This is a genomic window from Streptomyces sp. NPDC006309, assembly GCF_040613095.1.
Taxonomy (GTDB): domain Bacteria; phylum Actinomycetota; class Actinomycetes; order Streptomycetales; family Streptomycetaceae; genus Streptomyces.
Genome location: NZ_JBEXRO010000006.1, coordinates 218077 through 233278 on the forward strand (window position 1 = coordinate 218077; position 15202 = coordinate 233278).

The 15202-nt window shown below is 73.9% G+C and carries 16 protein-coding genes; 13 read left to right on the forward strand and 3 right to left on the reverse strand.

The annotated features are described in order from the left end of the window. Positions 1-96 precede the first annotated feature (96 nt). The 3 genes from ABZ117_RS11810 (at position 97) to ABZ117_RS11820 (ending at position 2901) form a co-directional block, all read left to right on the forward strand. Complete coding sequence (locus tag ABZ117_RS11810; protein ID WP_356819714.1) at positions 97-342, forward strand: hypothetical protein; 246 nt, start codon at positions 97-99, stop codon at positions 340-342. Positions 343-513: 171 nt separating this feature from the next. Next, entirely contained in the window at positions 514-2640 is a 2127-nt protein-coding gene (locus ABZ117_RS11815; RefSeq protein WP_356819715.1) for an MMPL family transporter, read from the forward strand. A gap of 84 nt (positions 2641-2724) precedes the next feature. Then, entirely contained in the window at positions 2725-2901 is a 177-nt protein-coding gene (locus ABZ117_RS11820) for a hypothetical protein (protein ID WP_356819717.1), read from the forward strand. 10 nt (positions 2902-2911) lie between these two features. Here ABZ117_RS11820 and ABZ117_RS11825 read toward each other — a convergent pair whose 3' ends face one another. Further along, positions 2912-3817 (reverse strand): LysR family transcriptional regulator, encoded by a 906-nt coding sequence (locus tag ABZ117_RS11825; protein ID WP_356819718.1) that lies wholly within the window; start codon positions 3815-3817, stop codon positions 2912-2914. 143 nt (positions 3818-3960) lie between these two features. On the opposite strand from ABZ117_RS11825, the gene ABZ117_RS11830 reads away from it, so the two are divergent. The 6 genes from ABZ117_RS11830 (at position 3961) to ABZ117_RS11855 (ending at position 9518) form a co-directional block, all read left to right on the forward strand. After that, on the forward strand, positions 3961-4038 hold the full coding sequence (locus ABZ117_RS11830) for a putative leader peptide (RefSeq protein ID WP_353962852.1): 78 nt from the start codon (positions 3961-3963) through the stop codon (positions 4036-4038). 121 nt (positions 4039-4159) lie between these two features. Next, positions 4160-5287, forward strand: a complete 1128-nt coding sequence (sfnG, locus tag ABZ117_RS11835; RefSeq protein WP_356819720.1) for a dimethylsulfone monooxygenase SfnG — start codon at positions 4160-4162, stop codon at positions 5285-5287. 46 nt (positions 5288-5333) lie between these two features. Further along, entirely contained in the window at positions 5334-6551 is a 1218-nt protein-coding gene (locus ABZ117_RS11840; protein ID WP_356819722.1) for an acyl-CoA dehydrogenase family protein, read from the forward strand. Positions 6552-6616: 65 nt separating this feature from the next. Next, positions 6617-7171, forward strand: a complete 555-nt coding sequence (gene ssuE, locus ABZ117_RS11845; protein ID WP_356819724.1) for an NADPH-dependent FMN reductase — start codon at positions 6617-6619, stop codon at positions 7169-7171. Positions 7172-7176: 5 nt separating this feature from the next. Beyond that, positions 7177-8361, forward strand: a complete 1185-nt coding sequence (locus ABZ117_RS11850; RefSeq protein WP_356819725.1) for an SfnB family sulfur acquisition oxidoreductase — start codon at positions 7177-7179, stop codon at positions 8359-8361. Positions 8362-8375: 14 nt separating this feature from the next. Continuing rightward, entirely contained in the window at positions 8376-9518 is a 1143-nt protein-coding gene (locus ABZ117_RS11855) for an LLM class flavin-dependent oxidoreductase (protein ID WP_356819727.1), read from the forward strand. Between the two features lie 781 nt (positions 9519-10299). Here the strand turns inward: ABZ117_RS11855 and ABZ117_RS11860 are convergent. Next, positions 10300-11373 (reverse strand): acyl-CoA dehydrogenase family protein, encoded by a 1074-nt coding sequence (locus ABZ117_RS11860; RefSeq protein ID WP_356819729.1) that lies wholly within the window; start codon positions 11371-11373, stop codon positions 10300-10302. Between the two features lie 119 nt (positions 11374-11492). Between ABZ117_RS11860 and ABZ117_RS11865 the strand changes: the two genes are divergently transcribed. The 4 genes from ABZ117_RS11865 to ABZ117_RS11880 all read left to right on the forward strand — a co-directional run bounded on the left by ABZ117_RS11865 (position 11493) and on the right by ABZ117_RS11880 (position 14641). Continuing rightward, positions 11493-11843, forward strand: coding sequence for a YciI family protein (locus ABZ117_RS11865; RefSeq protein ID WP_356819730.1), 351 nt, complete (start codon positions 11493-11495; stop codon positions 11841-11843). A 170-nt stretch (positions 11844-12013) separates the two neighbouring features. Then, complete coding sequence (locus tag ABZ117_RS11870) at positions 12014-12922, forward strand: aldo/keto reductase (RefSeq protein WP_356819732.1); 909 nt, start codon at positions 12014-12016, stop codon at positions 12920-12922. A gap of 171 nt (positions 12923-13093) precedes the next feature. Continuing rightward, positions 13094-13486, forward strand: a complete 393-nt coding sequence (locus ABZ117_RS11875; protein WP_356819733.1) for a VOC family protein — start codon at positions 13094-13096, stop codon at positions 13484-13486. 84 nt (positions 13487-13570) lie between these two features. Then, positions 13571-14641, forward strand: a complete 1071-nt coding sequence (locus ABZ117_RS11880; RefSeq protein WP_356819734.1) for an adenosine deaminase — start codon at positions 13571-13573, stop codon at positions 14639-14641. Here ABZ117_RS11880 and ABZ117_RS11885 read toward each other — a convergent pair. Beyond that, complete coding sequence (locus tag ABZ117_RS11885; RefSeq protein ID WP_356819735.1) at positions 14623-15138, reverse strand: DUF664 domain-containing protein; 516 nt, start codon at positions 15136-15138, stop codon at positions 14623-14625. The genes ABZ117_RS11880 and ABZ117_RS11885 overlap by 19 nt on opposite strands. Positions 15139-15202 lie beyond the last annotated feature (64 nt).

The following is a 15202-nucleotide window of genomic DNA, read 5'->3' on the forward strand; positions in this document are numbered from 1 at the left end:
GTCGCCGTTTGTCCGGGTCGTGCTCGTGTGCGTCCGGTCGCGGCCTCGGGGGTCGCCGTCTGTCCGGGTCGTGCTCGCGTACGTCCGGTCGCGGCCTTGGCGGTCGCCGTCTGTCCGGGCCGGCCGGAACGCGTCCGCCGCGTTCGCCGGGCCCGGGACAGCGCCGGCCGGCGTGTGGTCCACCTGCACTACGCCGACGCCGCCCGCGCGGCCGCCCGCAGCCGCTTCCGGCCGCTCGCGGACGCGACGGAGGCGGCCCGGTCGTGCTTCGGCCCGGACGAGCGGTCCGCGGCGTTGCGTTTCCCGACCGCGCCCGACGAGGAACTCTCCCGCATACCCTGACCCCCCGGGACGGGCGGCATCCGCCGGTCCGCCGGGGGCGGTCCCGCATCCGTCGACTCCTCGGGACCGGAAGCAGCAGGTGTCCGCCGTGCGATCACGGCACCCCCATGACCCGATGACCGGGACAGCCGGTCAGCGGGATGTCCGCCTCCGTCCCGAGCCAGGAGAGAGATGGCCGCCCCTTCCCTCCGTACCGCCCGCCTGCTCCTCCCCTTCGCCCTCCTCGCCGCCTGGCTGGCCGTCGGCGGCTTCCTGGGGCCGTTCGCCGGGCGCCTCGGCGAGGTCTCCACCAACGACCAGGCCGCCTTCCTGCCGCGCAGCGCCGAGTCCACCCGGGTCCTCACCGAACAGCGGGCCTTCCGGCAGCGGGAGACGCTGCCCGTGATCGTCGTGTGGACCGCCGACGGGGGCGGCTCCGTACGCCGGCAGCAGGCCGCCGCCACCACCGCCCTCGCCTCGCTCACCCGGACGCCGGGCGTGGCCGGCCGGACCTCGCCGGCCCTGCCCGCCGAGGACGGCAGGGCACTGCAAGGGGTCGTTCCGCTGCGGCCGGACCTGGGGGGCCGGCTCCCGGCGGCGCTCGACCGGATCCGCGCCGCCGCGGACCGCGTGCCGGGCACGACCGCGCAACTGGCCGGACCCGCCGCGACCCAGGGGGATCTGGGCGACGCCTTCGCCGGCATCGACGGCCTGCTCCTCGGCGTCGCGCTCGCCGCGGTCCTGGTCATCCTGCTGCTCGTCTACCGCAGCGTGCTGCTGCCGTTCCTCGTCATCCTGAGCGCCGTCTTCGCCCTCGGGCTGGCCTGCGCGCTCGTCTACGCCCTGGCCGACCACGGGACGGTACGCGTCGACGGGCAGGTGCAGGGCATCCTGTCCATCCTGGTGATCGGCGCGGCCACCGACTACGCCCTGCTGTTCAGCGCCCGCTACCGCGAGGAACTCACCCGGCACGCCGACCGGTTCACGGCCGCCCGGGCGGCGCTGCGCCGGTCCTGGGGGCCCATCACCGCCAGCGCGGCCACCGTCGCCCTCGGCCTGCTCGCCCTCCTGCTCAGCGACCTGACCAACAACCGGTCGCTCGGACCGGTCGGCGCCCTCGGCATCGGCTGCGCCCTGCTCAGCAGCCTCACCTTCCTGCCGGCCGCGCTCGTCCTCCTGGGCCGCAGCGCCTACTGGCCCACCCGGCCCCGGGCCACCGACGGCACGGACAGTGCCCACGGACTGTGGCAGCGCGTCGCCGGTGTCGTCGACCGCTCACCGCGCACGGTGTGGGCGAGCTGCCTCGTCGCGCTGCTGGCCTGCGCCGCCTTCGCCCCCACGCTCGCCTCCAGGGGCGTCCCGCTGTCCGAGACCTTCGTCGACGACGCGCCGTCCGTCACCGCCCAGGACACCCTCGACCGGCACTTCCCCGGCGGCTCCGGCAATCCGGCCGTGGTCATCGCCGACGCGGCGCGGCTCCCACGGGTCCTCGCCGCCGCCCGGCACACCGAGGGCGTCGCCTCCGCCGCCGCTGTGAGCGCCTCCGGCCGGCCCGGCGCCGAGCCCCTGGTGGCCGGTGGCCGCGCCCGGGCCGACGTCACCCTCCGCTCGGCCGCGGACAGCGACGACGCCAGGGACACGATCGCCCGGCTGCGCAGCTCCGTGCGGGCCGTCCCGGGCGCCCATGCCGTGGTCGGCGGCTACACCGCGCAGCGGTACGACACCCTGCGCACCGCCGAACGCGACCGGACCCTGATCGTGCCCGTCGTCCTGGCCGTCATCCTCGTGATCCTGGCCGGGCTGCTGCGTTCCCTGCTCATGCCCGTGCTGCTCGTGGCCACGGTGGCGGTCAACTTCCTGGCCACCCTCGGGGTCTCCGCCCTGGTCTTCCGCCACGTGTTCGGCTTCAGCGGCACCGACCCCTCCGTGCCGCTGTACGGGTTCGTGTTCCTCGTGGCCCTCGGCGTCGACTACAACATCTTCCTGATGTCCCGGGTGCGCGAGGAGTCGCTGCGCCACGGGGTACGGCAGGGCGTCGCGCGGGGGCTGGTGTCGACGGGCGGGGTGATCACCGCGGCCGGCGTGGTGCTGGCGGCGACGTTCGCCGCCCTCGGTGTCATCCCGCTGGCCTTCCTCGCCCAGATCGCGTTCATCGTCGCCTTCGGCGTCCTGCTCGACACGCTGGTGGTGCGCTCCCTGCTGGTGCCCGCCCTGGTGCGGGACATCGGCCGCCTCGCCTGGTGGCCGGGCCGGCTGAGCCGGCGCCCCGACGTGCGGGAGGTGCCGCGGACGCCGCGGACGGCGGACGAAGTACGGTGACATGCCCGCGCTGATCCGGGGCAACAGAAGCGGTACAACATGTACATTCCGTTCGGGTCAGCGACGCAGGAGGTGGCCGCCGTGATGAGTGCCAAGGTGTTGGAGCGTTTCCCCGCAGGGTCTCCGCGGGGATCGTGGCCGGCAGAGGAATACGCGGCGGCCCGGCGTGCCGAGGGCGAACCCGCCACCGTGGTGATGGACCTGAAGTCGGACGCCTTCCTCGTCGTGCTCGACGGACAGGAGGACGAGGGCCGCGCCTGAGGCGCGGCCGTCACTCCCGGGCCAGCTCCCGCGCCCGCCGCACGAACGCGGTGTGCAGGTCCTGGGCGGCCTGCGGCACCGGCTCCGCGCGGCGGCGCTGGAGCACCAGCAGCACCCGCGTGGTCTCACCGGCGAGCGGCCGGTACGTGATCGTGCCGGACCGCTCCAACGGGTCCCCGGCCACACTGAAATCCGGCAGCACGGTCGCCCCCAGCCCCTCCGCGACCATCAGCTTGCCCATCTCCGCACCGTCGGTCGAGTACGAGAACACCGCGGTACGGCCCGCCAGCAGCCGGTGCACATAGCGGTGCATCACATACCCGGCCCGCATCGCGATCAGCGGGACACCGAGCAGGTCGTCGGCGCCGATCACCCGCAGCGCGGCCAGCGGGCTGTCCGGGCGCAGGCACACCACCGGCCGCCCGCTCAGCAGTTCGGTTCCCTCCATGTCCGCCGGGACGTCGTCGCCCTCCAGATGGTTGACGAGGCCGAGATCGAAGCCGCCCTCCGCCAGCCCGCGCTGGATGTCCGTCTGCTGGGCGCCCACCACCTCCACCTGGGTCACCGGGTGCGTGGCGCGGAACTCCCGCAGCACGGGGATCAGCAGCGGCACGGTCGCCGCGTTGACCGTGCCGACGCGCACCATACGGCTGATGCGGTGCTGTTCACCGGCCGCCGCCCGCAGCCGGTCCACCGCCTCCAGCACGCTCACGATGTGGGGCAGCAGTTCCCGGCCCGCCCCGCTCATCGTCGCGCCCGACCGCTTGCGCTCCAGCAGGTCGACACCGAGCTCCCGCTCCAGGTTCCGCACGGTCTCGCTCAACGCGGGCTGTGACAGGCGCAGTTCGTCGGCCGCCCGGCGCAGCGAGCCCAGCCGGGTCACGGCCGCTATGTATTCCAGCTGTTCCGTCCGCACCGCCGCAGAATGCGCGGCCGGCGGTGGCCGGTTCAAGGGTTTTCCTGTCACACCTTCGTTAAATTCAATGGTCCGCGATACGAGACCGGTCGGGTTTACCTTGACGGCCATATCCGGCTGCTGCCACGATCGACGGCATGACGATGCGACTGGACCTCACGCGGCGACGCCATGTCGACCTCGCGCGCGTCTCCAGCGCCTCCTGTTGCCCCGCGGCCTGATCCGCCGCGTTCCCCGCCCCACCGGACGTCTCCGGCACGCCTGATCTCCCGCGCCTTTCCGCGCCCGGAATTCCGCGTGCCCGAATGTCCTCGCGCGCATTTCCCGCAACAGGAGTTCCGCATGCCCGCAGCGCCCCTCAAATTCGCCTACTGGGTCCCCAATGTCAGCGGGGGACTCGTCACCAGCTCGATCGAACAGCGCACCGACTGGGGGTACGACTACAACCGCCGGCTCGCCGTGCTCGCCGAGAACAACGGATTCGAGTACGCGCTCAGCCAGGTCCGTTACATGGCCAGTTACGGCGCCGAGTACCAGCACGAGTCCACCAGTTTCAGCCTCGCCCTGCTGCTGGCCACCGAGCGGCTGAAAGTCATCGCCGCCGTCCACCCCGGCCTGTGGCACCCGGGGGTCCTCGCCAAACTCGGCGCCACCGCCGACCACCTGTCCCACGGCCGCTTCGCCGTCAACGTCGTCTCCGGCTGGTTCAAGGACGAGTTCACGGCGCTCGGCGAGCCCTGGCTGGAGCACGACGAACGCTACCGCCGCTCCGAGGAGTTCATCACCGCCCTGCGGCGGATCTGGACCGAGGACCACGCCGAGCTCGCCGGTGACTTCTACCGGCTGCGCGACTTCTCCCTCAAGCCCAAACCGCTCAACACCCCCGAGCGCCCGCACCCCGAGATCTTCCAGGGCGGCAACTCCACCGCCGCCCGGCGGATGGCCGGCCGCGTCTCCGACTGGTACTTCTCCAACGGCAAGGACTTCGACGGCGTCACCGAACAGCTCCGGGACGTCCGCGCGTCCGCCGCCGAAGCCGGGCGCCGGGCACCGAAGTTCGGCCTCAACGGCTTCCTCATCGCCCGCGACACCGAGGCCGAGGCCCGCGAGACCCTGCGGGAGATCGTCGCCGGGGCCGACACCGAGGCCGTCGAAGGCTTCGGCGCCGCCGTACGCCAGGCCGGGCGGTCCACGTCCGACGGCAAGGGCATGTGGCAGGACTCCACGTTCGAGGACCTGGTCCAGTACAACGACGGCTTCCGCACCGGGCTCATCGGCACACCGGAGCAGATCGCCGAACGCATCGTCGCCTACAAGAGGCTCGGCGTCGACCTCTTCCTCCTCGGCTTCCTGCACTACCACGAGGAGGTCGAGTACTTCGGCAGCCGCGTGCTGCCGCTCGTACGCGAACTCGAGGCCCGGCTGCCCGAGACGGCCGACGGGCCCGAGTCCGTGCCCGCGCACGCCTGACCGTCCCCCGCCTTCCGCACCGCACCGCGAAAGAGGTCACCGCGACATGAGCACCGTCCCGCACACCGACTGGACCGCCGGCCCCGCCCCGCGCACCGCCCAGGACTGGATCGCCCGCGCCACCGAGGTGGCCGCCGTCCTCGCCACCGACGCAGCCGCCCGCGACCGGGCCGGCGCCACCCCGTACGCCGAGATCCGGCTGCTGAAGGACTCCGGCCTCGTCACCCTCCTCGGCCCCGCCGAGCACGGCGGTGGCGGTCAGGACTGGCCGACCGCCTACCGGGTCGTCCGGGAGATCGCCAAGGCCGACGGGTCGATCGGCCAGCTCCTCGGCTACCACTACCTGTGGTTCTGGGCCGCCCGCCTGGTCGGCACCCGCGAACAGTGGGAGCACGTGGAGGCCGAGGCCTCCCGCAACCGCTGGTTCTTCGGCGGAGCCGTCAACCCGCGCGACAAGGACGTCACCGTCACCGAGGACGGTGACGACCTGGTCTTCACCGGACGCAAGTCCTTCTCCACCGGCAGCAAGGTCTCCGACGTGACCGTCCTGGAAGGCGTCCTGGACGGCACCGACCAGCACGTCTTCGCCATCGTGCCCTCCGGCAGCGAGGGACTCGCCTTCCACGACGACTGGGACAACATCGGCCAGCGGCTCACGGAGAGCGGCGGCGTCACCCTCGACGGCGTCCGCACCCCGTGGTCCTCGGCCGCCGGCTACGTGGACAAGCGGTTCCAGCCGCGCGTCTACAACACCCTCAACGTCCCCACCATCCAGCTGGTCTTCGTCAACTTCTACCTCGGCATTGCGGCCGGCGCGCTGGAGACGGCCGCCACCTACACCCGCACCAAGTCCAGGTCGTGGCTGCACGGCGGCCACGAGCGGGCGGTCGACGAACCGTACGTCATCGACACCTACGGCGACCTCACCGCCAAGCTCTGGGCGGCCGAGGCGTTCGCCGACACCGTCGCCGCCGAGGGCCAGACCCTGCACGACGACCCCGACGCGGTCACCGAGCGGACCCGCGGCGAGTTCGAGGTCCGGGTCGCCGCGGCCAAGGCCCGCGCCACGGACGTCGCCCTGGAGATCACCACCCGCATCTTCGAGGTCACCGGCGCCCGCTCCACCGCCACCACCGAGGGGCTCGACCGCTTCTGGCGCAACGTCCGCACCCACACCCTGCACGACCCGGTCGCCTACAAGCGCCGCGAGGTCGGCCGCTGGGTCCTCGAAGGCGAACTCTCCGAACCCACCTGGTACTCCTGACCGACCTGCCCTCCGGGCGCCCGCCCCCGCGCGGGCGCCCGGCGCACCCCAGAAACGAGGCACCCATGGCCACCGTCCTGTCCGTCTCCGGCAGCCCCTCCGCCTCCTCGCGCACCGGCCGCCTGCTGCGCCACCTGGACCAGCGGCTCATAGCCCAGGGCCACGAGGTGATCCCGCTCGACGTCCGCACCGTGCCGGCCGAGGCCCTGCTCGGCGCCGACTTCCGCCACCCCGCCATCGTGGAGGCCACCGAGCTGTTCGCCCGCGCAGACGGCGTCGTGGTCGGCACACCCGTCTACAAGGCGTCGTACTCCGGCGTCCTGAAGGCACTCCTGGACCTGCTCCCGCAGTACGCGCTCACCGGCAAGACCGTGCTGCCGCTCGCCACCGGCGGCTCCACCGCCCATGTCCTCGCCATCGACTACGCCCTGCGCCCGGTGCTGAACTCCATGGGCGCCGCGCACATCGTCCAGGGCTGGTTCACCCTCGACAAGGACATCACCGTACGGGAGGACGGCTCGGTGAGCGTCGCACCCGCCACCGAACAGGCCCTGGGGCAGGTGGTGGACCAGTTCGCCGCCGCGCTGGACCGCACCCCCGTCCTGGCGGCGGCGAGCTGACTCCCATGACCGCCCACGTCATCGCCGACGAGACGGAGGCGCTCACCGTCGCCGCGGCCCTGGCCGGCGAGTTCCGCGCCGGGGCCGCCGGACGGGACGCCGCACGCCGGCTCCCGCGCGCCGAACTGGACCGGCTCTCCGCGTCCGGACTGCTGGCCGTCACCGTGCCCGCCGAACACGGCGGCGCGGACGTCAGCGCCCAGGCCCTCGCGGAGATCTTCCGGCTGCTCGGCACCGCCGACGGCAGCCTCGCCCAGATCCCGCAGAGCCACTTCGTGTACGTCAACGTCATCCGCCGCCAGGGCACCGAGGAGCAGCGGAAGTTCTTCTTCGCGGAGGTCCTCGCCGGCCGCCGCCTCGGCAACGCCCAGTCCGAGGCCGGCACCCGGCACGTCCAGGACATCCGCACCCGCCTGGAGCCCCGGGCGGACGGGTCGTACGTCCTGCGGGGCGTCAAGCACTACAGCACCGGCGCCCTGTTCGCCGACTGGATCCCGGTGCTGGCCCGCGCCGAGGACGACAAGCTGTACGTCGCCTACGTCCCCCGGGACGCCCCCGGCCTCACCGTCGTCGACGACTGGGACGGCATGGGCCAGCGGACGACCGCCAGCGGCACCGTCCGCCTCGACGGCGTCCCCGTGCCCGCGGACCGCGTCCTGCCCCACCACCTCACCTTCGAGGGGCCCCAACTCCACGGCGCGGTGGCCCAGTTGCTGCACGCCGCCATCGACACCGGCATCGCGGGCGGAGCACTGGCCGAGGCGGCGGAGTTCGTCCGCACCACCAGCCGCCCCTGGTTCGAGAGCGGAGCCGGGACCGCCGCCGAGGACCCGCTGCTCGTGCAGCGCTTCGGTGAACTCGCCCTCGAGCTGCGGGCCGCCGAGGCGCTCCTGCACGAGGGCGCCCGCGCCGTCGACGCGGCCCGCGCCGGCCTCACCGACGACTCCGCGGCCGAGGCGTCCATCGCGGTCGCCGCCGCCAAGGTACGGGCCGCGCAGGCGGCCGTGGAGGTGGCGAGCGCCCTGTTCGAGGTGGCCGGCACCCGCGCGGCCCTCGACTCCCTCAACCTGCACCGCCACTGGCGGGACGCCCGCACCCACACGCTGCACGACCCCGTCCGCTGGAAGATCCAGCACATCGGCCGGTACGTGCTCAACGGAACCCGGCCGCCCCGGCACGGCCTGCTCTGATCGGAGACCCCCTCGTGTCCCTCACCTTCCACTGGTTCCTGCCCACCAACGGCGACAGCCGCCATGTCGTCGGCGGCGGTCACGGCACCCCGGCGACCGCCTCCGGCCGGGACCGGCCGCCCACGGTCGCCTACCTGAGCCAGATCGCCCGCGCCGCCGAGGACCTCGGCTTCGCCGGCGCGCTCACCCCGACCGGCGCCTGGTGCGAGGACGCGTGGCTGACCACCGCCATGGTCAGCCAGAACTCCGAACGGCTGAAGTTCCTGGTCGCCTTCCGGCCCGGCTCGGTCGCCCCGACCCTCGCCGCCCAGATGGCGTCCACCTTCCAGCGACTGAGCGGCGGCCGGCTGCTGCTGAACGTCGTCACCGGCGGCGAGAGCCACGAGCAGCGGGCCTACGGCGACTTCCTCGACAAGGACGCCCGTTACCGCCGAACCGGTGAGTTCCTGCACATCGTGCGGCAGCTGTGGGACGGCGGAAGCGTCGACCTCCACGGGGAGCACCTCCGGGTGGAGGGGGCGAAGCTCAGCCGGGTGCCCGACCCGGTGCCCGAGGTGTACTTCGGCGGTTCCTCGCCCGCCGCCGGCGAGGTCGCGGCCCGGTACGCCGACGTGTACCTCACCTGGGGCGAACCGCCGGCGCAGGTCGCCGAGAAGATCGCCTGGATACGGAAGCTGGCCGCGGAGCACGGCCGTACCCTCCGGTTCGGCATCCGGCTGCACGTCATCACCCGGGACACCGCGCGGCAGGCCTGGGCGGAGGCGGACCGGCTGCTCGACGGCTTCGACCCGGAGACCGTACGGGCCGTCCAGACGGGCCTCGCCCGCAGCGAGTCGGAGGGCCAGCAGCGGATGCTCGCCCTGCACGGCGGCAGCCGGGAGAGCTTGGAGATCCACCCCAACCTGTGGGCCGGCATCGGGCTGGTGCGCGGCGGGGCGGGCACGGCCCTGGTCGGCAGCCACGACGAGGTCGCCGAACGCGTCAAGGAGTACCACGCCCTCGGCATCGACGAGTTCGTCCTCTCCGGCTACCCGCACCTGGAGGAGGCGTACTGGTTCGGCGAGGGCGTACTGCCCCGGCTCGCCGCACAGGGCCTGTGGACGCACCCGGACGGCAGCCGGACCGTCACCACGGCACAGGTGCCCTTCGCAGGCTGACCCCCGGCCCCCTGCCCGAACGGCACGCCCAACACGACCACCGGGGCGTCACCGCCCACCCACCCCTGACCATCGCGGCACACCGTGGCGAGCCCTGTCGGCCCTCGGGGGGGATCGCGGTGAGCCTCCTCGCCGACCGGGGAACCCGCCGGCAGGCAGGCCCGCTGGAGGGCCCGCGCCTGTATCAGCCGGTGCCGCCGATGGGTGTGTCCGGCCGTCAGTCGGCCCCGCCGGAGGGTGTGCCGCCGGCCGACCCGGCCGGCCGGGCCCGCGCCGTGGTCAACCGGTCCCGGGGGACGACCGGGGCGTGCCCTGTCGGGCCTCCGGGGTGGATCGTGCTGAGCCTCCTCGCCGACCGGGGAACCCGCCGGCAGGCAGGCCCCGCTGGAGGGCCCGCGTCTCTGCCAGCCGGTCCCGCCGAGGGCCCGCGCCCGTATCAGCCGGTACCGCCGATGGGTGTGTCCGGCCGTCAGTCGGCACCGCCGGAGGTGGGGGTGCCGCCCGCCGGCCGACCGGCCGGAGGGCCCGCGCCGTGGTCAACCGGTCCCGGGGGACGACCGGGGCGTGCCCTGTCCGGCCTCCGGGGTGGGCCGTGGCCAGCCCACTCGGCCGCCGGGAATCTCCACCCGCCGACAGACCGCGCCGGGGGCCCACGCCCGTGTCAGCCGGTCCCGGCAGAGGCTCACCCCCGTCAGTCGGTCCCGGCAGAGGCTCACCCCCGTCAGCCGGTCCCGGCAGAGGCTCACCCCCGTCAGTCGGCCCCGGCGGCGGCTCATCCCCGTCAGTCGGCCCCGCCGGGGTCCCGTGCCGCCGTCACCCCGCCGGAGGCGGTCAGTGTCCGTAGGTGTGCCTCACGTGTCTCGGCTGTCTGGCCCTGTACCAGCAGGAACAGGCCCTCGCGGGCGAGGCGTTGGGCGCGGCTCGACAGGGCCATCGCGCGGCCGCCGCCGGCCACCACCGCCGCCGTCGTGGCGACGCGCAGCACGTCGTACGCCTCCGCGCGCACCGCCAGCCGTTCCCCGGTCCGCTCGTGCGGGAACGGATGGTCGGCCAGGTCGTAGGCCCGGCGGCGGACACCGGCGAGGCGGGCGCGCAGCGGGGCGGCGGTCTCCTCCGCCAGCAGCGACAGGGCTGCCTCCGCGACGCCGAGGACCGCCGGGCCGGTGTTCCGCGTCCTGGCCCGGTCCCCGGCCGCCCACGTCTCGTACGGCGTGCGCAGCACCACCGACTCCGCGGGCAGCCACAGGCCGTCCAGCTCCAGCGACACCGTGCGCGCGGCGGTGAGCGCGGCCAGCCGCATCGGCGCCGAGGCCCGCAGTCCCGGCTGCTCGCGTGCCTCGGCGAAGGCGAACAGCACCTCACCGGCGTCGGTCGCCCCGGCCAGCAGGAGCACGTCGTTCAGCCCCCACCCGGTGTACCAGGGCACGGTCCCGTCGAACCGCCAGCCGTCACCCCGGCGGCGGACCCGCACCGGGCACCGCCCGTGCGACCGCAGATGGGCGTAGGCCACCCCGGACAGCAGCTCCCCGCGGGACAGCGGGCCCAGCAGCCGCTCCCGCACCGGCAGGCCGCTCGCCGCCAGCATCTGCACCGGTGTGTGGTGCTGGGTCTGCACGAACCACGTCGAGCAGCACGCCCCGGCCAGGATCTCGGTGATCTGCCGCAGCACGGCCGGCGGGGCACCCCAGCCGCCGTGGTCCACCGGTGCGGCCACCCCGAGCAGTCCCGACCGCTTCACCGCCTCGACATGGCCGGGAGGCACCCCCTCCTGGTCGACGCGTTCGGCCTCGGGGAGGAGCAGCTCCGTGGCGAGCCGGCGGGCGCGGGCGACGAGCGGATGCGGGATGCGGGCCATGAGGGACATCCTTCCGGAGATTTTTGAGTGGCAGCGGCGCGCGGTGCCGGTCCGCGGCCCCGCCGTTCGTGTAGGGGTGACACAGAGCCCGTCACGGGCCCGACGCCTTGGAGGACGTGATGAAGCACTACCTGCTCAGCGTGGTCCAGCCGGCCGGCGGCACACCGCCCGGCCCGGAGGCCCTCACCGGGATCGTGCACAACGTCGAAGCCTTCAACGACGAACTGCGCGCGGCCGGTGCCTGGGTCTTCGCGGGCGGTCTGCACGGCCCGGAGACCGCGACCGTGCTGCGTCCCGAGAACGGCGACGTGCTCGTCACCGACGGCCCCTACGCCGAGGGCGGGGAGTACCTGGGCGGACTGTGCCTCATCAAGGCCGCCGACCTGGACGAGGCCCTGGAGTGGGGCCGCAAGGCCGCCCTGGCGACCACCCTGCCCATCGAGGTACGGGCCTTCGTGGACCAGCACTGACAGCGCGGAGCCGTACCGCCGCCCGGACCTCCGGCACCGGGCCCCCGCGCCGGGTACGGCGCGGGCACGGCCACGCACGCACCTGAGCGCCCGCGCGAGCCATCCTCCGGCCGCCCTCGGCACACGTGTGCCGAGGGCGGCCCTTGGCACACGTGTGCCAAACTCCGCCGATGATCACCGACTCGGCCACCGCAGACGCCTCCGGCACCTTCGTCCTCGGCGACCTGCCCGTCCACCGCATCGGCCTGGGCGCCATGCGGCTCACGGGCAGCGCCCCCTTCCACCTCGGCACCCCCAGCGACCGCGCGCGCTCGACAGCCGTACTGCGCAGGGCCGTCGAACTCGGCGTGAACCACATCGACACCGCCGCCTTCTACTTCTCCGCCCTGCGCTGCGCGAACGAGCTCATCAACACCGCCCTCGCCCCGTACGCCGACGGTCTGGTCATCGCCACCAAGGTGGGCCCCTACCGCGACCAGCGGGGCGCGTGGGGCGCCTCGGCCCGGCCCGACGAACTGCGCGGGCACGTCGAGGAGAACCTGCGCCAGCTCGGCCGCGACCACCTCGACCTCGTGTATTTCCGCCGCACGCGGCAGGACTCCATAGCCGAGCACTTCGGCGCCCTCGCCGAGCTGCGCGAGGCCGGCCTGATCCGCCACCTCGGCATCTCCGCCGTCGCACCCCGGCACCTGAGCGAGGCGCTGGAGATCGCGCCCGTGGCCGCCGTACAGAACCGGTACTGCGTCGACGCCCCCGGTCCGGAGGGCGACGCACTGCTGCGGCTGTGCGGTGAGCGGGGCATCGCCTTCGTCCCCTTCTACGCCGTCGCCGGCCAGGGCGGCGAGCGCGGTGCCGCCGAGGCCCGCCAGGACGAGGAGCTGCTCGCCGTGGCCCGGGCGCACGGAGCGAGCCCCGCCCAGGTCCGCATCGCCTGGACCCTGCACCAGGGCCCGCACGTCCTCGCCGTCCCCGGCACCGGCGATCCCGGCCACCTGGAGGAGAACGTCGCCGCGGGCGCCCTCCGGCTGACCGGCGAGGAGTTGTCCCGGCTCGACGCCCTGCGCGCGCCGGGCCGCTGACGGCCGGCGCCGGCACCGTACCGGCCACTCGGCGCGGCCCGCACGCGGCGGGTGCGGGCCCGCGCCGGCAGGCCGCCCCACGCCTGCCGTGACGCGCGTAGAACAGGGACTGGCGCCCCTCGCGTTTTACGTATAACCTCACCCGCTAACCACCCCCACCGGAAGGTCACGATGCGCCGCCTCGCCCTGGTCACCCTCGTCGTCGACGACTACGACGAGGCCGTCCGCTTCTACACCGAAGCCCTGGGCTTCCGTCTCGCCGAGGACGCCCCGCGCCCCGACGGCTCCCGCTGGGTCGTCGTGGAACCCGGCGGTGACGGCCCCGGCACCGGACTGCTCCTGGCCCGTGCCAAGGACGGCGAGCAGCGGGCCCGGGTCGGCGACCAGACCGGCGGACGCGTCGGTTTCTTCCTGCACACCGACGACTTCGCCCGCGACCACGCCCGGATGACCGCCGCCGGCGTGACCTTCCTGGAGGAGCCGCGCCACGAGCCGTACGGCACGGTCGCGGTCTTCCGCGACCTGTACGGCAACCGCTGGGACCTGCTCCAGCCCGCCGCCTGACCGTCCGGCACCCGCTGGTACCCGCTCCAGCCGCCGCCCGGCCGTCGCCCCCCTGTCGAACCACCTGCCGAGGAAAGCCCTGCCATGACCGCGTCCCCTGTCGACACCGAGACCCTCCGCCGGCTGCCCAAGGCCGTCCTGCACGACCACCTCGACGGCGGCCTGCGCCCCGCCACCGTCGTCGAACTCGCGGCGGCGGTCGGCCACACCCTGCCCACCACCGACCCCGACGAGCTGGCCGCCTGGTACTTCGACGCCGCCAACTCCGGCGACCTGGTCCGCTACATAGCCACCTTCGAGCACACCCTCGCCGTCATGCAGACCCGTGAGGGCCTGCTGCGCACCGCCGAGGAGTACGTCCTCGACCTGGCCGCCGACGGTGTCGTCTACGCCGAGGTGCGCTACGCGCCCGAGCTGAACGTCAACGGCGGCCTGACGCTGCCCGAGGTCGTGGAGACGGTGCAGGAGGGCCTGGCCGCCGGCATGGCCAAGGCCGCCGCGGCCGGCACGCCGGTCCGCGTCGGCACGCTCCTGTGCGGCATGCGGATGTTCGACCGGGTCGGTGAGGCCGCCGACCTGGCCGTCGCCTACCGCGACGCCGGTGTCGTCGGCTTCGACATCGCCGGCGCCGAGGACGGCTTCCCGCCCGCCGACCACCTCGCCGCCTTCGAGCACCTGCGCCGCGAGAGCGTGCCCTTCACCATCCACGCCGGCGAGGCGCACGGCCTGCCCAGCATCCACCAGGCCCTCCAGGTGTGCGGCGCCCAGCGCATCGGCCACGGTGTGCGCCTCACCGAGGACATCGTGGACGGCAAGCTCGGCCGCCTCGCCTCCTGGGTCCGCGACCGCCGGATCGCCCTGGAGATGTGCCCCACCTCCAACCTCCAGACCGGCTGCGCCACCTCGATCGCCGAGCACCCGATCACGGTCCTGAAGGACCTGGGCTTCCGGGTCACCCTGAACACCGACAACCGTCTGGTCTCGGGTACGACGATGACCCGCGAGATGGCCCTGCTGGTCGAGCAGGCGGGCTGGAGCGTCGAGGACCTGCGCACCGTCACGGTGAACGCCCTCAAGAGCGCGTTCATCCCCTACGACGAGCGCAAGGCCCTCATCGAGGACGTGGTCCTGCCGGGCTACGCCGCCGCGCTCTGAAGCAGCCCCCTGAGGTAGGCGGCCTGTCCGACGTGCTGGAGATCGTCGGACAGGACGCTCACCAGGCGGATCCCCAGCGTGACCGGGGGGTCCCACCGCTCGTCCACGACCCGCTCCAGGTCCTTGGCGGCCACCGAACGCAGAGCGTCGAGGGTCTGCCCGTGGACGGCGTCGTAGTAGCCGGTGAGCAGCCCGGCCGACTCCACCCGCACCTTCGCGACCTCGGCGGGGCTGTGCCCGTAGCCGGTGTCGTGCCGGGGCAGACCGAGGCCGAACCGCTTCTCCCAGTCCTGGGAGAGCCACACCTGGTCGAGGCCGAAGGCGTCGGCGACGTGGTCGTCCTGCACCCGGGTCAGGTGCCAGACGAGCCAGGCGATGGTGTTGGCGTCCGGGGCCGGCCGGTGGTGCAGCGCCTCCGGCCCGAGACCGTCGAGGACGGCGTGGACTTCTTCCTGGATGCGGCCGTAGCCGTCGATGAGGATGTCCTTGGCATGCATACCGTCCACCCTCGCAAACGACCGCCGTCCGCGCGTGCCGGTTCCCGCTTCCGCGGCCGCCCGG